The sequence below is a fragment of the Bradyrhizobium sp. UFLA05-125 genome (genome assembly GCF_059803515.1).
On record NZ_JBANBJ010000007.1, the window covers coordinates 65,439 to 87,757 of the forward strand.

A 22,319-nucleotide genomic window follows, 5' to 3' on the forward strand; every position below is an offset into this window, starting at 1 on the left:
TGAACGGTTTGGAAGGTGCAGTCGGAAGCGATAGCCATGTCACAGCCATCACCGCGCGATCGGCAGGACGCGGCAGAGCAGCATCATAGCTGCACCTCAGTGCAAGGAAGGCTGTTCGTCGGTGTAGCCTGCTCTAAGAAGCCATTGGCGAGCGATGACGCCTGGGTCATGTTCGGAGAGATCGGCCGGGTCAAACGCGTCGAATGCAACGCTTTGTAGCGAGCGCGCTCGTGACCCAGAGATCGACCGATCGATAGGGCTGCGGCATTGAAAAGCCGCCAGTCCGAGGCCCCATTTTCGGTGAAGAGATGAGATATTTCGGCGACCTTCGAATCCGCTAGATGCGCCGCGCGGTGCATGTGCGGTTCAGCTTCGTTGATCGGGCGCCTCCATTCGTCCAACCTCTTCTTACGCATGTGCCGGCTTTCTGGAGTGTAATACGGTTGAGGCGGCCTCGTTAGCCTCGTGACCGCAGGACGTCGCGCCAATGCTCGACAGAGTGGCAGAACTGGACCAATTGAACGAACGCGCTCCACACTGGGTTAGAGATTTCGCCCTGGGAGAACCGGCTCCAGTGAAGCTTTGGTGCCCAATATTCGAGAACGTCCATTCGCTGCCCCTTTTCGCCAGGCGCTACGCACGCAGTCTATCCTCTTTGAGAATGCTCAACTCTGCGAATTCGTTGGCGCAAGCGCTGCAGCGATCCCAGATCCGACGATCGTCGCCGTGGACGCCCAGCGTGAGATAGTAGTTGCGGCCCTGGTGATTGGCAAAGACGATCCATTCGCCCGTGAGCGCCGGCTGCGAATTAGGCGCAGCGTTGCCACCTCGCTCGGAATAGCCGTCGATCACAAGACGATAGGGCACATTGGCCGCCGGCTTCTCGCGTGCTAGCCGCTCAAGCCGTTCGTCAGTCCAGTGGTTGTCGAGGTTCTTCCAGATGTACTTTGGCTGCATGAAGTGCTTGTCCCAAAGCCTCGCCAATAGCCGGCCGCGAAACTCAGTCGGCGGCTTTGTGAGAGATGGTTTAGATCCAGGGAGACCTTCGAGCGCTGCGATCTCGTCTAGTATCATGTGGACGTGCATCGTCCGGTTCACGCAATGAGTGGTCAATTCTGACACGAGGCCGGCCGAGTACCTCCCGGTCACCGTCTTCAGACGGAGCCATTCTTCGATTTCTTCCCGCATCCGGCTGGTGCCTCAATTCATGCTTGCGCCAATGCCCGCCAGTTCGTCTAACAGTCTCAGGTGGTCGCGGATCGCGTCCATAGCTGCGCCGATAACCTCTTCCCTGGTCCCGTCGACAACGGTGCTGTGGATCACCGCGGCCAGCACCCCGGCCGCCGTCATGAAGGCCTTTTGACCAGTCTCGCTCGAGTCGACGATCCTAATCGCAAGGTCGTGTACCGCTTCAAGGTGCTTCGCGATCTCATGCTCGATATCGTCGCTCATGCCGAACTCACGGGGTTTTGATGCACCAGAGTGGTGCATTGCAGCGCTGAAAATCTCGAAGAAGTTATGCATCGAAGTGTTCCAGCAGCGAGCAAACTGGATGCACGTGAATTGCAGCAGCACTGTGGTGCAACCGCGATTTGACGCACTGTTCGCGTACTGCTCAATGGGCTTTACCGCCGACGAGCGGCGGGTCGACCTGGTGCTGAGAACATCAGGCAGCCCTTCCTCAAGTACGGAGCATCCCATGCCCAAGGCCACGAAAGTATTCTGCCACTCCTCCGCCCCCGCAAGGTCGAGCATCATAGAAATGATCCGCCGCCACGGCGAGTTCCATCGCGAGATGGATCGCCTGTACGCTGTCGGCGGTGACGAGGCAATCGACGGGCTCGAATACAGAGCCGCCAGTAGCGAGGCGATGGATCTTGAAAGCCGGATCGTAGCCACGCGCGCCGCTACCAAGGCTGACATCGATGCCAAGAGGCGCTTCACGGCCAAGGCCGACTCAATCGACCTCAGACAACTGATTTCGATGATTTTGAAGTTGGACGCCGAGCAGGTTGCGGCGGCGGCGTAACGTCCTCGCTCCGTCGAACCTCTTGGTAAGAGGCCCACCATAGGGCGGGGCTTTCGTCATTCTTACTGTTCAACCTGTCCGTAGTCCCAATACCGGTTGTCCCACCCTGCGAACCTGATCGTCTGACATCGTTGCCTGGGGAAAGATGCAAGGGCTGCTTCAGCGTCCCCGCAATCGAACATGGCGACCAACTCCGTCGTCACCACATTGCCCATTATCCGCGTCTTCACTTCGATGACTGGGAACATTGCCCTCTCCACGTATGAGTCGTCAGATCAGGATACACCAGATCTAGTCAGGATTGAAAATCCTGGACCGGCGTCAGAAATCGTACGTTGTTATGCAGGGCAATTCGCCCGGCTTCGCCTCCTCCTTGGCCCTTTCGAGCGCAGATTCCCACTTCTCACGACTAGGACTGGTCTGGCTCGCAAGAATGCTTCCGGAGACCTTGAACTTGCCGTGCCGAGGGCAGTCGTAGCCCTCGGAATCGCCGGTCCTGTCGATAGGTGAGGCTTCGGTGTTGCAGATTGGACAGACCGCCACGACGCCTCCGATGACGCACTCAAGCCGGCTGCCAAAATGTGATGAGCTATTTTCTCCGGTTGCCCCTCGCCAGTTTTGCGATCAGCACCTTGCCTTCATCCATCACCCGGCGGATGCGCACCGCTCGTTTAGGACTCGTTAGCATGCATGCGAGACCCAGGTCGACCGGAAACGCCGCGCATTCCCGTCTCTTCGGAAGGTGGATGAGAGCTTCTCATACTCCTGATCGAAGAGCCGTCCTTAAGTCTGCCGCTTTGAATTCCAACCCTTGGCCTCGAAGTTTTCACGAAGAGCAGATGCTCCCGTGTTTTAAGCTCCAAGAGTAAGAGCGGCTGACATACTCAGAGGCTTACTTCAACAAAGTCTCCTTGCGCTTCATGCAAAGTGAATCTTTGATGCTCGACGTGTAAGAGACCTTTGACAACCTAACCGCGTGAGCTATTCTGAGTGCCGGGCGCTCCTTGGGAAACTGACAAGGAGGATTGCATGTCCGCGTTGATTAGACAGGTAGCTCTGGTTTCTTTATCCCACACTGTACCCGCGCGCGCTGTGATGAAGATATCAGCCGCCCTGCAAAAGCAGGCTACGCGAGATCTTGGTCCTGTGTGGGAGATTTCGGCGACCGTCGACGCCTTTGAGCAGTTGGGCCAGGTCCCGGTCGGGACATGGCCGATCGTCATAGGGGGCAAAGTCCCTCCCGGTGCTGGCGGCTTTCACACGGACAAAAACGGCCAGCCGTTATCGCTCGTGCGCGCAAATCCCGATATTGACGTGCTCTGCCAAACGTGTAGCCACGAAATGATCGAAATGCTGGTCGATCCGTTCGGGAGCCGGTTCGTTCCGGGCGACTCTCCGATGCCGGATCAGGGGCGGGTGAACTTCCTCCTCGAGGCTTGCGATCCCTCCGAAGCAGCGCAGTTCGGATACACGGTCAATAACCTACTCGTATCAGACTTCTACACGCCGCACTATTTCGATCCGGTGCAGTCGAGCGGCGTGAGATATTCCTTCACTGGAGCGATAACCGAGCCAAGGCAGGTACTTGAGGGCGGTTATCTGTCCTGGCAAGACCCTACTTCGAGCCATTTTTTCCAAGAGCGAAGAATTGACACGGACGAACCGGAATTCGAGGATTTGGGTATACCGACGGACGCCAGGATGACCCCGCGTGAGTTCATAGACAGAATGATGGACAGGTTCACGAGCGAGGCGATCGGCGTCGGACGAAAGTCGGCCGCCATGGCGTCGAACCTCAGTCCGGAAAAGCTCGACCATGCAACGAACTCGCAAGCACAAGTTTGGGAGGAGCTCCTGGAGAGACTGTGCGGTAAGGGAGACAGCCGAAGGGAGGAACGCCCCCTTGAAGCGGTCCGCCGCCCACCGCGAGCCCCCAAAGCCGCGTGATGTGTGCGTGCCGCTTGCTGGAATTGTCATGCGAGCATGAGATAGCAATGAATAAGCGGACGACACGAAAGCCCAGCAAAAAGGCAGAGCATGCGGACCGGGAACGCGAGCTGCGAGATTTGATCGAACAAGTCGAGGATAGAACGAGCGGTGATACGCCCCCGGAGGACGAGAGCCCGCACGATTTCGTCGAAAGGAAACGGCGCGAGAAGCCAAAGCCGGAGGATAGCTAGCGGCTTTGCTTCGTCTCGACTGAGGTGCCCGTGCCCTACCATCTCGCGGAGAAAGCCCGCTGTTTCAGACCTTGCCTCGTGGCATGGCAGGAGAGAGGCGGCGGGCACTTTTTTCTCTGACGAGGGCCGTCGTCATTTTTGACAGCTGATTTGAGACTTTGCTGAGATTCCACTTGTGCCGATAGAAATCGGTCGGATCGCGGCTTGGGAAGCGATTGCTACGCAGGAAAAAATCGTCATCGCATGCGGAAGGTTAAGGAAAGGTCGCGAGCGCCTTCAGCGATAACAAGACGTGAGGCGAAATGGCTCGTTTACGCGATTTAGAATTGCGTCCATAGTTACACAGCATTTTTGATGTTTCGATTTCAGATTGTGGGGAGGTAGATTGTGCCCCGTCAAACCAATCTTTGTGAAGTCGTTTACCTCTTCGCGTCGGCCTTTCTGGTCGTCTCAGCGCCGTACGCCGCTCACGCAGCGTCAATCAAATCGACAATAATGGAGGTCATCGCGCCGCTGACCGATGACGATGGAGAGGAAGCCACCAACATCAGCGGCGTGAGCTGCCTGCCGCCCGTCGGCGAAAAGCACGTTTGCCTCACGATCGATGATCAAGGACGGCTGGCGCAGGCTGCGACAAGCGAGGGATCGAGGCTCACGGGTGCGGGCAAGATCCGGATCATCGAGAAGGACGCCGCGCCCGCCGACATTGTGGGAAAAGAACCGGACATACACGAGTGCTCGAACAAGGTCGACAAGTTCAAGGATTTGGACGGCGAAGCCGTCGCGCATTATCAAAATGACTTCTACGTTGTCGGATCACACGGATGCTCGCGCAAAAGCAACAAATTCCGCGCCTCGTCCTTCATATTGGCGCGAGTTCCAGACGACATGGTTGCGAAGGCGGCGGCCGCCGGTCCGAAAGCGCCGATCGAGAAGGGCCAGGTCGCCACGAGCTATCGCTTGTCGGAGGCGCTTCTGATCGCACCTCATGCGAAGGCATTCTTCACGCGGGATCTGATGACGGGCAACGGCCTTAACGTCGAAGGCCTCGCCGTGGTCACTGGCAAGCTTTACGCGGGACTGCGAGCGCCGGTGATCGGGATGAAAGCGTATCTGGTCGAAGTGGATCTGGACGCGCTTTTCGATGCGGGTCGCTCAATGTCGCTTGGAAAAGAAGTTCGTGAGATCGAACTCGATTTCCTTGAAGGGCGTGGCATCAGAGATCTTGCAGTTCTGGCAGACGGTCGGCTCCTTATTTTGAGTGGACCGGCCCAGGCCGAGGGCATTTCGTTTGCGCTGCATGCAATAGACCCAAAGAATAGTTCATTCAGCCCTGTCGCGATCATCGATGATATCCCACCCGATTGGAAGGCAGAAGGGCTTCACGTCCTTGGACAAGACCAGTCCGGTCTAGAGGTCATGATCATGTTCGATGGGCCGAAGAGCGGCGCGCCGAGGCGATACAATATCAATTGAAGTGATTTGCGACGCTGGAATTACCGGACGGTCGTCATCGCGGGGAATGCTTGGGATGGCCGCGGTCGTTCTCGCAGCAGAAGCGGAGCCCGCAACGGTGGTGACTAAAGCTCAGTGGAGGCCGATTTCTAATCTTTGATTCCAAAAATTGATAGGTGACTGTCATGTATGGGCACGGAGCTTTTATTTTCGAACCTGCTGCAGCATCAAAGAAATATCGCAATTGGGATGGTGTAGCGAGCGCCCTTCTCAAAATGAAAATGAATCATGCCTGGATCAGAGGGCACGGAAAGGATGGCCTGTTCGAGGTTAAAGATAATCTCGGCCTGGTTGGGGCCCTGCGTAAAGCTGATATCAAAGTCCTTGTATGGGGCTGGTGTCAGGGCGACGGCCAACTCGACAAAGACATCAAGAACGCTGCAGATGCCATCGCCAAATTTGACCCCGACGGGTACGTCGCCGATATTGAGCAGGGCGTAAACGGGGCGGAATGGACGGCGAAAGGCATCAAGACGTTTTTGACGGCGACTAGGGCTGCGCTAGGTGGCAAGCCGCTGATCCTGTCCACGCACGGTTTCGTGCCCTACCATGAACCCGAGCTGATGCGCGCGGCCGATCCATTTGTCGATGCCTTCGCACCGCAGGTTTATTGGTTCTGGTATCCGAACAAGAGGATGTTATCGCAGCCGGGCGCAAAAGGACCTTACAAGACCAACGATGCCGCCGCATACGCCAGTCTGTGCCTCGACGTTTGGCGCCACATCACCCGTAAGCCGATCATCATCACTGCCCAGGCCTACTGGGGAGAAAACCAGCAATGGGGGCGCCAGGATGCTGAGAATAAACTTCAGGAGTTCGTAAAGGGCTTCAAACGGTACGACGAAATTGCGGGGCTCAACTGGTGGCATCTGGCAGGCAACGCGGCGATGTCGCCCGCCATGGAAGAACTGATTGCGGCTGCTGATTTCCAGGCCAAGCTAGGTGCCGTCTCTATTGCTGGGGAAGAGCCTTCCGTCGTACCGGCAACCTTACTGGCGTTGGACGGAGAAGCCCAACCGCTCGACCTCATCGCCCCGCAGTTCGATACTGCGTCGGCGTTAGCCGCCATCACTCCTCGCATCATTGCAACCGCAAAGGCCTCGGCGATCGCTCGATACGACTGGAAGAACCGCGGTCCGGCTTGCATCGGTTACACGGCCGGGATGGCGGTCGCCTACGCGGCAGCGTATGCCAGGTTACAGGCGCATGATGCGGTTGCAGACCGGATGTCGCGCGCGCTGGAGCCGGCTTTTCGTGACCCCCGCGGGCATCTGAAGGGCGATGCGCTGACGTGGTATAATGACCAGTTTAAGACAATTGGCATGGGCGCTGCGACATCGCTGGAGCGGCTGCGGCGGCTATTCGTGCTGCTGCTTGGCCTCGGAATGCGTGAAAGCAGCGGGCGCTACTGCGAGGGCCGAGATCGTAGCGCACAGAATACAAGTGCCGACACGGCCGAGGCGGGTCTGTTTCAGATAAGCTTCGATTTGCTCGCCGGGCGTGCGGAGCTGCTTGACATCTTTCACCACTATCAGAGCAATCCGGAAGAGGGATTACGCGAGACTTTTGAAGAAGAAATGTCGCCGCCTCCACGAGCAAAGGACCGCGAGAATTTCGGTCCCTCCACCTCGCCCGGCTTTGCGTTCCAGAAGCTCAGCAAGGAATGTCCGGCGATGACAGTCGAGATCGCCGCCCTGGGACTGCGGGAAGAGGCGGGGCACTGGGGGCCGATCATCAATCATGCCGCCGAGGTGCGATCTGCGAGCAAGGAGTTGTTGCTGACCGTGGAGGGGATCATTGACGCGCCGATGACCGCAGCAACCGAGAGCGTGATAACGGCTTTGGATGCAACCGTCATGGAAGGCGGCCGTAGCCGTCCGGAGATCGCCCGGTTCTATTCGCAGCGCGTCGATCTAGCCGACCTGTTGCCTATCAATAAGCATCTTTCAAGCGCCAAAGAACAGACCATGATCTCGCTACTCGGCGCTCCCCACCTCCCGCTGACGACCCATTGCCAGAACGAGCGGGCATCGGACCTCGTCAAGCGGAACCTCGTCATCGAACGCATGTCGCCGCTCTTCCGATTGCAGGGCCTAGAGCCGGCGATCGCCGACCTGAAGATCGTTCTAGCGCAAGCTTTCGCCGCGGAGCCGGATCTTGAGAGCGTATTGTCGACCGAGGGCATGCTCTGCGTGCGTAGGCGCAAGCCGACCGACGGCTCCGTCAGCACGAAAATTTCCAATCACGCGTGGGGAACGGCAGTTGATTTCAAGATCGTCGGGTTCGAAGCCCCGGCCAATACCGGCAGGACGGTGCCGCGGTTCATCGCGATCCTAATCCCCTTGCTCAATGCCGCGGGATGGTATTCCGGAGTAGGCTTCCGCGACACGATGCATTTCGAAGTCTCAGAAGAGCGCATCCGGAAATGGTCGAACGATCACGTATTCAGATGACGGCTAACCGACAGATGAAACCGGCTTCGAACTTGCGATAAGGCCGGTTTCTTGAGCGAGGCGGAATTTTCCATTGAATGCTGCTTGGGCGCCCTGATCTGCCAGTCACCTCGCTCGGTCAAAACACACTTCTTTGAATATCGATGCGATCTCTGGTAAAGCTCATGCGCGGGTAACCGAATTGAGGGAAACCGTCGTCACTCGATATTTTCGCGTTGTCGTGTTCTAGCCGTGTTCGACTTTAGACGCTTATGTCCTCAACCGAACGCTTGCGTGCAAATCTTTCGTCGGTGCGGTGCGTAGCAGATAGTTTTCGCTCATTCTCAAGCAGGACTCGCGGGCCGTCTTCGATGGCACGCCAATTGCTGGACACGGAGAAGGATGCGCAACATGTGGTGGTCTCTTTGTCCAGGATGTGAATTAAGTGTGCTCGACTGATCTTAAGTGAATGCGATGGACGCTGCACCGCCCGTTGCGGCGCCTGGAGGTTCGCTGCGGCACGTAGGTGCCGCCGTCGTTATCCGCGCCGAACTATCATAGTCGCGTCGGTGTCGCCGAGCCGATGGCAACGCAGGATGTGATCTGCGCGAGGCCAGGGGCAGAGAATCTGCGTGCTGATTAGGGTGCACGGCGCCCTTATCGAACCCGAACAGAATGCCGTCCCTCTGACGACTGCGTATCGTCGCGCCCTGCCTTCACACGAACGCTAAAGGATTCTCCATAATGCGCGCGCCAAGCTATTCCGAGGCACTGGAGTTCGCGATCGACCGCTCGTACGAAATCAACCTCGACATGCTGAGGGCGCGAAAACTGCACCTTGACACCTACAACGATTATCTAGTCGGCACATATCCACCCCTCAAAGCAATGGGCGAGCTGAATGCCGAAAAATTGTTGAGTGAGATTACCTCGTCAATTGATCTCTATTTTCACATCCCCTTCTGCAATCAGTATTGCACCTTTTGTCACTTCGCCAAGGAAATCAACCCGCGTTCCGGGCGAGTGGAGCGTTATCTGGCGGCTCTAAATAAGGAAATGAGTTGGTCGGACGCGGCGCTTGCCGGTAGGGAAATTGAGACAGCATTCTTTGGAGGTGGCACCCCCTCAATCTTGACCAACCCACAACTCAAGACGCTATTTGACATGATCAAACAGCGCTTCGATCTATCGAAGTCCGAAGTAAGTTTCGAATTGCACCCTTCTCTTGGAAAGCAGGTGGACGCCGCAGATCGCATATCCACCATGCTAACAGGCGGCGTAAACCGCTTCGTGCTCGGCGTTCAAAGTCTTGATGAAAACATTCTGCGGATATTGAACCGCGGGCACCGTGTGGACGAGGTGAGACAACTCGTAAAATTGCTGGATGAGCTGGGCGTTCAGAATCTATCGCTGGACCTTATCTATGGGCTGCCGCAGCAAACGCTCCGGAGTTGGTATGATTCGCTTATCGGTCTACTGGATATGGGAGCGGAGAAGTTTAACATCTTCCCATTGTTGTTCAAATCGACGGACCCCGTAGCCCGCCATTTGAGCAAAGGGCGCTACCAATTCGCTGGGGCAAAGGAGCGCATCATCATGCATTTCATGGCGGAGCACATCCTTACGAGGCTTGGCTATCGTCATGGCCCGATCTTCTATTGGACCAAGAAGTCTCAGCCGCACTCTGTTCAGCAGCGCCGCAAATACGATTCCTGGAACGACAATAATCTGGTGCCGTTTGGGGTTGGCGGATTTGGCTACATGAGTCAGTGCCAGTTCTACAACGAGGCCGATTTAGACCGCTACTTACAACGGGTTGAGTTTGGCGCGAAGCCAGTGTGGAAGGGCGTCGTCCTGTCGCAAGACGATCTGATGCGCAGAACCGTCATGCTCGCGTTGCGAAGTAGTGGAGTGTCGCTCTTTCGTTTCGAGAAGGAATTTGGCGTGTCCATGGAAGAATACTTTCGTCGCGAGCTTAAGAAACTAAATGAGGCAGGACTCATCACCATTTCGAACGAAGGCGTGCTGACGTTAACCACTTCGGGCATCATCAATTCGGGCGCGGTATCGCTGCAATTCTTTTCCAACGCGGTGCTTGAGCGCGTCGCGCGCACCGACAGCAGGATCTTAGACAAACGAAAAGATCTTATCGAGAAGCACGACTACTCACCGGCCGCCCGATACGGGGCGACTGCCGAAATGCAAGCTGTTTTTAGCCAGGGCCGGTGAGTGCGCGCTGTGGTCGGCACTATTTCCCCTTCCGCCCAAGAACCGCTGCGCTACTGCGCTCAAGACATATTTTCTCATGTAACCGATAGCATTGGTCCTCGACAACGAAAACGACCGCTTGGGCGACTCAGCAATTTTGTCGTCGATGAATTGCCACATCGTATTGCGGCGATCAAAGGCAGCGAGCGGCCGGATGAAGCGGTTAGGGCACTCGGTCGCGCTATCAGCGTGATTGTGGCGGACACGGACTATGATGCGCTGTTGCGCCGGCTACCGCAGTCCGATTTCGAGATCGCTAAGACAGACATCCAGTATCTCACCAATTGTGCCTATCACATGTCCGCGTTTGCCGGCCTGCATCTCGGGGACGCCGAATTGACGGTGGGGGAAGCGCTAAGTCGTCTTGCCCGCTTAACCCGCCAGCGGCTGCCTGGCATTGATGTCCTCTCCTATGACGATATGATACTTACGAATCCGGTGCAGAACGATCCGCGTGTATACTGCCTCGGAGCGGCCGGCGTCGAGGAACGAGATTTTTGCTTAGGCCATCAATTCATCGAAAGCGAATTACAGTTGGCGATCGACGCTCTACTCGCGTTGCGAGATGCCGCTGACGCGGATGCGCGTCAATGTCTTGGGCTGTGCGTGGAGCACCTTGAGGCAGCGAATCATGTCCTGAGGCGCTTTGAACATATGTCGCCGGATCTATTTGGCCAATTCCGCGTGTTTTACGCAAAGAATCCTTACAAGAATAGGCTTGGCCCAAGCGGCAGATTCTCTGCCCGTATTGTGGCTGTCTCAGTGCTGCTGATCGGCAAAGAGCTTTTCCTCCAGAAACCGCAATTCTTCACGGATGTGTATCGGCTGTCCGAATACTATCCGCAAACGTACATTCACGAGGTATTCCGCTGGTTGGCGCAGGACAAGGAAGGCGCGTGTCTCAAGCCAGGTTGGCTGGAAGGAAAAGCCGACTTTCCTGGGGGTGCAACCATTTCGCCCGTCATTGAGCACGGCGACAGTGAAATCCGAAGGCTGTGCGACTCCTGTGTTGGAGCGTTGGATCGGTTTACCCTGATGCACCATACCACGGCTTTGAAATATACGGTCGAGCCTGGTCGACCACTTGTCGGAGTTGAGGCATCCGAAAGTATTGACGCTGTCCTTTTGCAGCGGCTCTTGCCGACGGCGCGTCAATCAGCTTGAGGGTGCTATCTGCGTGGGCAAAAGGATAATGACGGGAAAGGAGCAGGCCTCTGATGCGAGTCCGTAGCGGATGTCGATGTCTCAAGACGAGGTGATCTTTCGTCGGTTTGAGTCAGGGGATGCCGATGATGTGTGGCATCTGCATAGAGCTGCATCCGAACATGGTGGTGCACGTGGCCCAGAAGGCGCGTGGGAGGATGATTTAAGTAATGTAGGCGAAGTATATATCAGGTCGGGCGGCGACTTCTTAACTGCCCATATTGGTTCCCGTTTAGTCGCCATGGGAGGATTGAAGCCTGTCGATTCTGATGTTGCACAGCTGAAGCGCATGCGGGTCGATCCGGCCTTTCGACGACGAGGGTTTGGAAGGCGCCTCCTTCGTGAATTGGAATTGAGAGCCGTTGCTCTGGGGTTCAAGTGCATCGTGCTCGATACGACAACGATCCAAGTAGCGGCTCAAAAACTCTATGAGACCGCTGGCTATGTTCGCCGCAGGCAAGGGATGCTGCACGGATATTCAGTCATTTTCTACGTGAAGCGGCTGGCAGACCAGGATGAGGCTCGCCGTTTGACCAAGTAAGTTTGTGAGGCTGGAACGTTCCATTCCAGCGCTGTAGACCAGCTTCATGACGCATTGAAGCAACCTGAGGTGCTGCGTTTGTGGCGCGGGCCTATCAACAGATAACGCGCCGCCGCGCAAGCCGCGCGCACGCTTATTCGCCCACTCATGTCGCAGCTCCCCTTGACCTTGAGAAACTTGCTGCTCACTTCGGTCAGATGCCGGTCAACGGTCCCCTTCGTCTTGCCCTCTAAGCCAAGCGCACCTGCACGTCAGCTTGTTTAGGCATCACCTGGAGCAATGGATGAGCCGGACGCGGCGATCCAGGCAGGGGCTGCTGATGGGCGAGCCAATGCGAACACCGCGCGGAGTTTGCTTCGCAGCTCTGAACTCTCTGCGCTTGTCATCTTAAGGCACCAAATAGTGCTGATCCCACTCGGGTCTGGGCACTGGCGTCCCGAGGGTATAGCTAAATGACCGAATTGTTAGGCCGTCGTCGCTCGTTTCGCAGTGATACGCGACATGGTACCACACGCCGCGGCTTCGCAATGCGGCGCCGCCCGCGGCTATGGCATGGCCGCGAATGACCGGATCGGCGAACGCATAGGCGACGAATTCATCCGGCCGAAAGCCCTGGTGCTCGCGGCCGATCGCTCCCATCGCGCGTGCATCGCAACGCTGTTCAAGTCGCGTTTCCGGAGAAAGCGTCAGCATCTGCTCTTCGGTGGATTTGGCCGCATGGGCAATCCGAGGCAGGGCGAGAAGGACGAGGTAGGCCGATAGGAGGTATCGTCTCATGTTCATCTTTGTTATCGAGGTCGACGGTTATCACCTCAATCTGGAACGGCGTGCTCGCCGCGGGAAGTCGTGCCGCTCTCACGAATGTCTGTGCGGGCGGCACCTTTTGAAGGGAGACAGCAGTCACCCATACAATGCTTGTGTTCGGCAACATTACGGCCGTACCTGACGGATTTTGAAATCTTGGCAGTATCGGAGAGCTAGACGCTCTGTTTTGAACGCAGCAGAGCAGTTCAGGTAAGGGGAATAGGGCCGCTCATGCTGGGCGACCCCAGCAGGGGGGCGAAGCAATCGTTCGCGGGAGCGTCAGCAGTCAGACGCGTTCAAGGTACCCGACGGGGTGATGCTCGCCGGCGGTGTCAGCGAGGAGCGCCGCGAGTGCCGCGCATTGGTTGCGAATGTCTGGTATCGCGATGATCTCCCAAAAGGCCGCGCGCGTGAGCGGACCCACCGCGAATAGCCGGTGCGAAGCCGTGCCGGCGCTGCTGATGACCGCACAATTGCGATCAGTCTCGATGCCAATGCAGAGCGGATCGACGCGGCAAAGGCCACGATCGAATAGACTGCGCACGGCCGGATTGAGCGTAGCGCGCGGATCTTTGACGATGCCGGTGCAATCGACGACGGCGCCGACCTGTATGTCGAGAGGATTGGCATTGCCCCGCCTGCGGCACTTGACTCTGGCGCCGGTCGTGTTGGGCTCGACGCTGATCACCTTTGCTGCCATCAGGGTGAGCTGACCTCTGTCAAGCGTCTCGCCGATGCGTGCTTCGACTTCCGGAGCCATCCGATGACGATGCACGTCCCACCAAGCGCGCGCGTGCTCGAGAAAGCGGCGTTTCGATGCCAGCGGAAGCTCATGCCACAGTCGCTGGGTATAGGGTCGAAGGCCGTCGATGACGCTGCGCCAGTCGCCGCCTTGGGCCGCATTCCGGTCTATGCGATCACGAAGCCAGCGCAGCAGGTTACTAATGCTGGCACCGAAAGGAACATCCCCCTCTTCAATTCGCAAAGCATCGACGTGGCGGTGGGGTTTTGCGAGCAGGCCGCGCCGTGACATAGCGATGATCGGCCCGCGATGGCCGTCGCGCAATAGCGACAGAACATAGTCGACCATGGTAAGCCCCGTACCCAGGATCAGTACGGTGGCATCGATGTCGACGCCAGCAGTCGACGGTGGTGCCCAGGGATTCGCATGAGCCGGCCGGTTAGCTCTCGTATCATGTCCGGTTGCGAGAACGACTGTGTCGGCCATCAGCAATCGGCCGTCAGCCAGCTTGACCGACACGCAGGCTGGACCTTCGTTGATATCGACGCAAGTCCCGTGCACGATCGACAAACGCGGTGCGTCCGTCGGCTCAGATGTCTGCTGCTCGAGCAAACTGGCGATGTAGTCGCCATAGACGCGTCGTGGCACAAAGCAATAGGGATCGCGATATAGCGACGCGTCCGCGTCACGCGAGTTCAGCCAACGCCGGAAGTGATCCGGTTGGTCGGGCAGCGCGCTCATATTTGAGGCGCGTACGTTGAGCAGGTGATCAGGATTGCCCGTGTGATAAGCAATGCCGCGTCCGATGTCGGAACGCTGTTCGATCAGCGTGACGCGTAGATCGCTGGTTGGCTGATGCAGCAATTGATAGGTGAGCAGGACGCCGCTGGCGCCGCCACCGATGATCATCACGTGCCGCGCGCTTGAAATCGTCATGCTACCACTCTATCGATCAAGGCCTGGAGCTCATGTGCGGTTGCCAAGGCTCATCATTGAACAAGCTTCACTTTTCTGAACGAAGCCTATCCTTCTGAAGTTCCGTCGATATGCGCTATCACTTCAATATGATGCTGCGGATATCGCCCGCGCCTCAAATTGTGCTTTCGCCTTAAGAATACGCGATAACCGCGGTTTCAGTCCAACAGGAAGATGTCATGAAAAAATGTTTTGGAGATTGTCAGGCGCGCCGCGAGCTACAGATCGTGGTTGCCGCGCGCATCTCCGTTAATCACGCCCATCCGGCCAAAAATGCAAAGTCAAGGAGACTTGGGCCGTATGAACCTCCTCCTTCTAGTTAGCGCGAACAATAACACGTCTTTGCTCTGATCGAGAGAGAAAGGATGGTGCTATGAGAATTTCGGAAGTTTTAACGTGCGCGGACATCTTTTGAGGCCAAGCAATTCTCCATTCAAGCTTGCAAACGGAAACGCGTTTCATATGGGTGGGCTACTGTCTGCCTGGAGCTGGGCGCTAACAATGTGCAGTGAATTCTTAAGAGAAGTGGCTGGCCGACGAGGATGAAGCGCTTCACTTGACCAAGTAAGCCCTGCGCTTCCGGCTAATGCTCTTTTGGTCATTCAGTCATTCCATCGTGTTCGCCGGTCTCAAGAGCGTCTCTATGCTGCCCTGCACTTGCACCACATGCAATTAAGTCAGTCAGCAAGTCCAAAGACTCCAGCTACAGATCGGCGCTCCACACTTCGAGGTAAGGCGACCGCGGCTCAACATCGGCCTGCGACAAACGCAACATCAGCTTGTCAGCTTGTTGCCAGATTGGCTAGAGCTGCTAACTACGCGGACTTTACAGCGCTTTTCGCAAATCTGGACTGGTCAGCTGAATTGCGATCTCCGCCACGACCCGTGATTAGTTTCCAGCCGAAGATTTAAGCAGCTGAAATGGAGCGAAGCGAACTTCGCCCCATTTGTTCGGGTTGGGTACCTCTGTCCGGCTATGTCAGGGAAATAATCCCTTGTGTGGCAAGCGCATCCAGAACCCGATCCGCCAACTGCTCCGGTGGCTCGTCCAGTGTCTTCAAGTGCACCTCCGGCGCGTTCGGCGCTTCGTACGGGGCATCGATGCCTGTAAAGTTCTTGATATTGCCTGACTTTGCTCTGGAATAAAGGCCCTTTGGATCGCGCCGGATGCATTCGTCAATTGGCGTATCCACAAAGACCTCGACGAATTCGCCCTTCCCCACGAGGTTGCGGACCATGTCCCGGTCCGCCTTATAGGGTGAGATAAACGAGCAGATGACGATCAGGCCGCTTTGAAGCATCAGTTTCGCCACTTCACCAGCTCGTCGAATGTTTTCGATCCGATCTGCTTCAGTGAAAGCGAGATCGCGGTTGAGGCCGTGACGGAGATTGTCGCCGTCCAGCAGCATCGTGTGATGCGACATCGCGAACAGCTTTTGGTCGACGATATTGGCAATCGTCGACTTGCCGGAGCCGGAAAGACCGGTCAGCCAGATGATGCACGGCTTCTGCCGCTTGAGCGCGGCACGTTCTTGCATGCCGATCGTCAGGGGTTGGCAGGCGACGTTGCTCGAGCGGCGCAGCGGAAAATCAATCATTCCCGCACCAACCGTACGGTTGGTGTAGCGGTCGATCACGATGAAGGACCCAGTGCGCCGATTGACGTGGTACGGATCGAAGCTCACAGGCCGAGTGGTCGCGACGTGACAGAAGCCGATATCGTTGAGGCCCAGCGTGGTCGCCGCAAGGGGAGGCTCACGGGTATTAACGTCGATCTTGTATTTGATACGCGTGACGTGGCCGGAAGCAATCGATTGCGTGCCAATCCGAAATGCATAGGAGCGGCCCGGCATCATCGGCTCCTCATCCATCCAGATCAGATGAGCGGCGAACTGGTCGGCGACCTCGGGGCGCCGCGTCGGACCTGCCAACACATCGCCGCGGCTGATATCGATCTCATCTTCGAGCGTGATGGTTACTGCATCGCCAGTTTCTGCACCCGCAAGATCACCATCACCGGTTACAATCCGCATCACGCGCGAGCTGCGACCCGATGCAGCCACGATGATTTCGTCGCCAACCGCGATATTTCCCGAGGCGATCGTGCCCGCATACCCCCGGAAATCCAGATTGGGGCGGTTCACCCACTGTACCGGAAAGCGGAAGGGCAGGTCGGTCGTCTCGGGCTGAATGTCGATAGTCTCGAGGTAATCCAGCAGGGACTGGCCGTGATACCAATCGGTGTTGCCGGATCGGTAGATGATGTTGTCGCCGTGTCTGGCAGAAATCGGGATTGGAACGATCGACTTGAAGCCGAGCGCCGAAGCAAAGCCGACGTAGTCGCTCACGATGCCGTCGTAGACATCCTTCCGGTAGTCAACGAGGTCAATTTTATTAACTGCGACAAGGACATGCCGGATGCCCAATAGCGAGCAGATGAACGAGTGGCGCCTGGTTTGCACCAGGACTCCCTTGCGCGCATCGATCAGGATGATGGCGAGCTGCGCGTTGGAGGCGCCGGTCGCCATATTGCGGGTATATTGTTCGTGACCTGGCGTATCGGCGACCATGAACGATCGGCGCGACGTGGTGAAGAACCGGTAGGCGACGTCGATGGTAATACTTTGTTCGCGTTCAGCTTCAAGGCCGTCGACCAACAGGGCAAAGTCGATCTCTTCGCCCGTCGTGCCGTGCTTAACGCTGTCGCGCGCAAGCGCCTGCAGATGGTTCTCATAGATCATCTTGCTGTCGTGCAGGAGGCGCCCGATCAGCGTCGATTTGCCGTCATCGACCGAGCCACAAGTGATGAACCGCAATTGATCTTTGCTAACGGGCTCGCCGATGCAGCGAACAGCGTCCGTATCCATCAAAAGTATCCTTCCCGCTTCTTCCTCTCCATCGAAGCTGCCTCATCCGTGTCGATGAGACGCCCCTGGCGCTCCGATACTTTCGCAAGGCGCATTTCGGCTACGATGTCCTCGATGGTTGTGGCTTCCGACTCAATGGCCCCACTCAGGGGGTAGCACCCAAGGGTGCGGAAGCGGATCGTCCGCATCTCGGCGGTCTCATTTGGCCGGAGCGGGAGCCGCTCGTCGTCCATCATGATCAACGTGCCGTTCCGATGCACCACAGGTCGCTGTTTCGCAAAATAGAGCGGGACGACGGAGATTCGTTCAAACATGATGTATTCCCAGATGTCGAGCTCCGTCCAGTTCGACATCGCAAACACCCTCATCGTTTCGCCCCGCCGGATGCGGGTGTTGAACAGATTCCAAAGTTCGGGCCGCTGGTTGCGCGGATCCCAGGCGTGTCCTGCCGAGCGGAACGAAAATATGCGCTCCTTGGCACGGCTTTTCTCTTCGTCCCGCCGTGCGCCGCCAAATGCCGCATCAAATCCGTACAGGTCGAGCGCCTGCTTGAGCGCGTCGGTCTTCATAACCTGCGTATGCAGCGCGGAGCCGGACTCGATGGGATTGATGCCGCGCGCGATGCCGTCCTTGTTCACATGAACGATCAGATCGCCCCCGATGCGTCTGGCCGTTTGGTCGCGAAAGGCGATCATCTCCCGGAATTTCCAGGTCGTATCGATGTGCATCAACGGGAAAGGCAGCTGTGCCGGATAGAAGGCTTTCACGGCAAGGTGCAGCATGACGCTGGAATCCTTGCCGATCGAGTAGAGCATCACCGGTTTCTTGAACTCGGCGACAACCTCGCGCATGATCTCGATCGACTCAGCCTCGAGCCGCCGCAAATGCTGGGGCAGTGTGTGTGTTTTGAGTCGGATTAAGTCCTGCACGTTCATCTTGAACATCCTCGAGATGTGCCCGCGCAATGAAATTGCCGTTGCGGTACTCGTGCCGCATGTGAGGGCTTACCTATGAGATCAGTGGTCGCAGCGCTTGGGAGAAGGATCGCTCGGCCCGCCGCGGTATCTGATTCATGGTCGGTCCAAGCGGGGATAGAGGTTAGCTTCACCGTCGCCAAGGACATAGAATTCTGGGGGCGAGCCCGCGTGACGGTCAATTCATCCCTTGGTTGCTGCCTCAACATACGCTGGTTTAAAGTGTCGCAAAGCTGTTGCGGGCGGGGGCCGGCGAAGCGCGATCGGCCCGTCTAGCTGAATGGAAGGGCATGAACATCGCTTTTCGCGCTTGCAGGCGCCCGGCCGCCATTGCAGCTATTGGTGCAGGGTCGTCGAAGACCGCGCCTATAAGTGGGTTGCCGCGTCCATGATGACATACTCATCGTAGTTTTCCCGACAGGAAATCTACCATCTTGCTCAATGGCTGGCACTTTTCCTACCCGGCAGAATGTGGGTTGGTGAAATCGATTTTTTGGATGCGACGCATTCAGATCGCGGATAGTGACGCTTCCGAGGTCTTGGTCTCAATCTTCTGGTCGCACTCAATATTCTGATAACTGAAGGTAGTCTCATGGGCCGATCCGTAGATAGCCCGTTACGTAAGTAACGAGTGGATACGTATCAAAATTGGCCTTTTGCCGGACATCGCTTGCGGCGCCTTGCGCCCAAGTCAACTACCAGCCTTAGCAATTGATTGAGATGACCGACACTGGCACAGCATGAGCATCCCGCGCGTCTTCGGGAACCAACATAAATCTCGCCCGCCGAACCTGATGGGTGTGCTGTCTCCCCGCCGGCTGTCATGAAATGCAATCCGTTCTTCTCCTCGAACACCATGGACGCTCGTTGTGCCGCCGACCGCTCACGCTGCACGGAAGCTTCACAAAGCAAGCGGGGCGTCGTCGTGCGAGATCTGCATTGCGGCGACCGTAATCTTTACAGGCAGAGGTCGTCCTCACGCACAGATGTCACAATGAACGAATTCTTAAGGCCCCTAATGGCGAATGAGGAGAGGCGTTCTCCCTCGTGTGAGGGCGCCAGGCTTCCGCGGAAAGCTATGGAGCCCGGTCCGAGCGGCTCAGACGGTTGGCATCGAACGCTTCGCTTGAAGAAGGAATGCCAACCGAATGCCGGTGCGCGATCGCGCCGTTGCGACGCAGGGCTCAATTCGGATGGAGCTGATTTGCGCACTAGCGATGGCCGGATTGCGGCATGACTGCTCTGGCTGACAAACGTCCTATCGCGATCCGGGCAGTTCTTCCCTTCGTTTTTCGCCGTTGGTTGCTTCAGCCCTACCGCGCCGCCCTTGTACTGGTTGGTTTCCTCGGCTCAACGGCGGCAGACCTATTCATGCCGGTCTACTCCGGCCAGCTGGTCGACGCATTGACGTTAGGCCCCTACAATCAGGCAGCGCGACATGCCGCGCTGGCCGCCTTCGGCGGCATCGTCGGGCTCGGTCTGCTTTCGGTCATCCTGCGCCTCATTGCTCTGCACGCAATCGCTCCGTTCACACTTCAGACGATGTCGGACGTGGCGCGCGATACGTTCATGCGCATCCAGCGGTTCTCAACCGATTGGCACGCCAACTCTTTCGCCGGTTCGAGCGTGCGGAAGATCACGCGCGGCATGTGGGCCCTCGACCTGCTGAACAATACCATTCTGATTTCTCTGATGCCGTCCTTGACGGTACTGGTCGGCTCGATGATCCTGCTCGGGCTGCATTGGCCTGCGTTGGGTGGCGTGATCGCGATTGGTATGGCGATCTATGTCGCGGTGACGCTGACACTCACAGTCCACTATATCGCGCCGGCCGCACGGATCTCCAACGCCTTAGATACCAAGGTCGGTGGCACGCTGGCGGATGCCCTCACTTGTAATGCGGTGGTGAAATCGTTCGGCGCTGAAGCGCGCGAGGATGCTCGGCTCGTCCGCACCATCGACCGCTGGCGCATTCGGCTGCGGCGAACCTGGCTACGCTACAACTACGCCGCCATGTCTCAGCACTCGCTCCTGTTGTGTTTGCGGGCGTCGGTGATCGGCGGCTCGGTGCTGCTATGGATGGCAGGGCTCGCCTCGCCGGGCGACGTCACTTATGTGTTGACCAGCTACTACGTGATCCACGGGTATCTGCGCGAGGTCGGCTTTTACATCAACAACCTCCAGCGCTCGGTCGACGACATGGAGGAGCTGGTCGCCATCCATCGCGAGCCGATCGGGATAGTGGACGCGCCGGATGCGCGGCCGATCGCCATTGATGGCGGCGAGATCGTATTCGACCACGTGACCTTCCAGTACGGCAGTGACCGAGCGCCCCTCTATGACAAGCTAACAGTTAATATACGCACCGGAGAACGAGTTGGTCTGGTCGGCCGCTCCGGCTCCGGCAAAACGACCTTCGTCAAGCTAGTGCAGCGGCTTTATGATGTCTCGGGCGGCCGCATTCTAATCGACGACCAGGACATCGCTCTAGCGACACAGCAATCGCTCCGCAGCCAGATAGCGGTCGTGCAGCAGGAGCCGATCTTGTTCCACCGCTCGCTTGCCGAGAACATCGCCTATGGCCGGCCCGGAGCTGGTATGGGGGCGATCGAGCGGGCGGCGCAGCTGGCCAATGCGCACGAGTTCATCTTGCGCCTGCGCAGGGGCTATGGCACGCTCGTCGGCGAGCGCGGCGTCAAGCTTTCAGGCGGAGAGCGGCAGCGCATCGCCTTGGCGCGCGCCTTCCTGGCGGATGCGCCGGTCCTCATACTAGACGAGGCAACCTCAAGCCTCGACTCCGAATCGGAAGCCCTTATTCAGGAAGCGATGGAGCGGCTGATGAAGGGCCGGACCTCGATTGTGATCGCACATCGGCTGTCGACCGTTCGCAGCCTCGACCGCATTCTAGTGTTTGACGATGGTGTCATTGCTGAGCAGGGCACGCACGCCGCGTTGACTAAGCGGCCCGGGGGAATCTATCGGCGGCTGCTCGAGAGCCAAGCCACCGAGTTCGGCCGGATCTCAGCGGCGGGTTAGCGAATAGTGAACTGAGAGCTCAGTCGATGAGCCGGGAACACGAATTGAGTGTCGTTGAAATCCAATAGAAGCAGCCAGAGAATGGGTGGAAATCCCTCAAAATGAGCATTCTGTGCCGAATTTCGGCGTCAACGTACGAACCATTGCATCAATCAACATCGACAATTGGCTACGGTGCAGCGGGATGTGCGCCCGATTTCGAGACGCGCACTTCCGGGCGACAGAAGGCGATATGCCGCTGTGGCGTTCTGATCTCAGAAAGCCGCAGCTGCACGGCCTTGGTCGGTTGGGTGAGACTCTGGCGAGCTATGGCTGAACTCGTTCGTCGTATTTTCCCTCCCGCGACGAACACACTCTGGCCGCCCCTTTTGGGGCGGCCCTTTTTGTGTGCCGAGCATGATCGACAGCTTGGAGGTGAAAGTCCTTTATCCAGCCTGATGGCGGCGAAGGGTTAGCGAAGCGCAAGGGCGTTACCGTGAGGTGAGGTCTGAAGGAAGCGTGGAGCAAATCCGCGACCCGATGGACAAGAACCGGATAACGAGGCCTACCCGGAGGACGAGCGAGCAAATGATCGCGAAGTCCAAGGCCATCAAGGGTCGGGAGGGTAGATCCGGCGGGTGTGCGGAGAAGGCGGTCGATCTTACCTCGGGAGGTCTGCGCTGTGTCCCGGTGACGGGACTGAGGCCATCGTAAGAAGGCCTGACCGCGGCGCAGAAGTCAGCAGAGGGCATATTAGGCGGCGGCGCGCCGTCG

The 22,319-nt window shown here is 57.5% G+C and carries 15 protein-coding genes; 8 read left to right on the forward strand and 7 right to left on the reverse strand.

Translation table 11 applies throughout. From position 1 onward, the window contains the following. Positions 1–83: 83 nt before the first annotated feature. The 3 genes from SO156_RS10130 to SO156_RS10140 all read right to left on the reverse strand — a co-directional run bounded on the left by SO156_RS10130 (position 84) and on the right by SO156_RS10140 (position 1,758). A complete protein-coding gene (locus SO156_RS10130) occupies positions 84–416 on the reverse strand; it encodes a hypothetical protein (protein WP_498534672.1) in 333 nt (110 codons plus the stop codon). A 217-nt stretch (positions 417–633) separates the two neighbouring features. After that, on the reverse strand, positions 634–957 hold the full coding sequence (locus tag SO156_RS10135; RefSeq protein ID WP_498534673.1) for a hypothetical protein: 324 nt from the start codon (positions 955–957) through the stop codon (positions 634–636). Positions 958–1,200: 243 nt separating this feature from the next. Beyond that, positions 1,201–1,758 carry a hypothetical protein gene (locus tag SO156_RS10140; RefSeq protein ID WP_498534674.1) on the reverse strand — a complete coding sequence of 186 codons (558 nt, stop codon included), beginning with the start codon at positions 1,756–1,758 and terminating at the stop codon, positions 1,201–1,203. A 4-nt stretch (positions 1,759–1,762) separates the two neighbouring features. Here SO156_RS10140 and SO156_RS10145 point away from each other — a divergent pair, with 4 nt between their 5' ends. The 7 genes from SO156_RS10145 to SO156_RS10175 all read left to right on the forward strand — a co-directional run bounded on the left by SO156_RS10145 (position 1,763) and on the right by SO156_RS10175 (position 12,168). After that, on the forward strand, positions 1,763–2,029 hold the full coding sequence (locus SO156_RS10145; RefSeq protein ID WP_498534675.1) for a hypothetical protein: 267 nt from the start codon (positions 1,763–1,765) through the stop codon (positions 2,027–2,029). A 1,029-nt stretch (positions 2,030–3,058) separates the two neighbouring features. Then, positions 3,059–3,976: a hypothetical protein gene (locus SO156_RS10150; protein WP_498534676.1), complete on the forward strand. Its 918-nt coding sequence runs from the start codon at positions 3,059–3,061 to the stop codon at positions 3,974–3,976. Positions 3,977–4,596: 620 nt separating this feature from the next. Continuing rightward, on the forward strand, positions 4,597–5,685 hold the full coding sequence (locus SO156_RS10155; RefSeq protein ID WP_498534677.1) for a DUF3616 domain-containing protein: 1,089 nt from the start codon (positions 4,597–4,599) through the stop codon (positions 5,683–5,685). A 164-nt stretch (positions 5,686–5,849) separates the two neighbouring features. Beyond that, positions 5,850–8,177: a M15 family metallopeptidase gene (locus SO156_RS10160; protein ID WP_498534678.1), complete on the forward strand. Its 2,328-nt coding sequence runs from the start codon at positions 5,850–5,852 to the stop codon at positions 8,175–8,177. Positions 8,178–8,900: 723 nt separating this feature from the next. After that, positions 8,901–10,385, forward strand: a complete 1,485-nt coding sequence (locus SO156_RS10165) for a coproporphyrinogen-III oxidase family protein (protein ID WP_498534679.1) — start codon at positions 8,901–8,903, stop codon at positions 10,383–10,385. After that, entirely contained in the window at positions 10,386–11,588 is a 1,203-nt protein-coding gene (locus SO156_RS10170; protein ID WP_498534680.1) for a hypothetical protein, read from the forward strand. A gap of 70 nt (positions 11,589–11,658) precedes the next feature. Then, positions 11,659–12,168, forward strand: a complete 510-nt coding sequence (locus SO156_RS10175; RefSeq protein WP_498534681.1) for a GNAT family N-acetyltransferase — start codon at positions 11,659–11,661, stop codon at positions 12,166–12,168. A gap of 387 nt (positions 12,169–12,555) precedes the next feature. Here the strand turns inward: SO156_RS10175 and SO156_RS10180 are convergent, their stop codons facing one another. The 4 genes from SO156_RS10180 to cysD form a co-directional block, all read right to left on the reverse strand. After that, on the reverse strand, positions 12,556–12,945 hold the full coding sequence (locus SO156_RS10180) for a DUF930 domain-containing protein (RefSeq protein ID WP_498534682.1): 390 nt from the start codon (positions 12,943–12,945) through the stop codon (positions 12,556–12,558). Between the two features lie 313 nt (positions 12,946–13,258). Then, on the reverse strand, positions 13,259–14,650 hold the full coding sequence (locus tag SO156_RS10185; RefSeq protein WP_498534683.1) for an FAD/NAD(P)-binding protein: 1,392 nt from the start codon (positions 14,648–14,650) through the stop codon (positions 13,259–13,261). Positions 14,651–15,663: 1,013 nt separating this feature from the next. Then, on the reverse strand, positions 15,664–17,556 hold the full coding sequence (cysN, locus tag SO156_RS10190) for a sulfate adenylyltransferase subunit CysN (RefSeq protein WP_498534684.1): 1,893 nt from the start codon (positions 17,554–17,556) through the stop codon (positions 15,664–15,666). Continuing rightward, positions 17,556–18,491, reverse strand: a complete 936-nt coding sequence (gene cysD / locus SO156_RS10195) for a sulfate adenylyltransferase subunit CysD (protein ID WP_498534685.1) — start codon at positions 18,489–18,491, stop codon at positions 17,556–17,558. Before cysD ends, cysN begins: the two co-directional genes overlap by 1 nt. Before the next feature lie 1,272 nt (positions 18,492–19,763). Between cysD and SO156_RS10200 the strand changes: the two genes are divergently transcribed. Continuing rightward, entirely contained in the window at positions 19,764–21,566 is a 1,803-nt protein-coding gene (locus SO156_RS10200) for an ABC transporter ATP-binding protein (RefSeq protein WP_498534686.1), read from the forward strand. Positions 21,567–22,319: the final 753 nt, after the last annotated feature.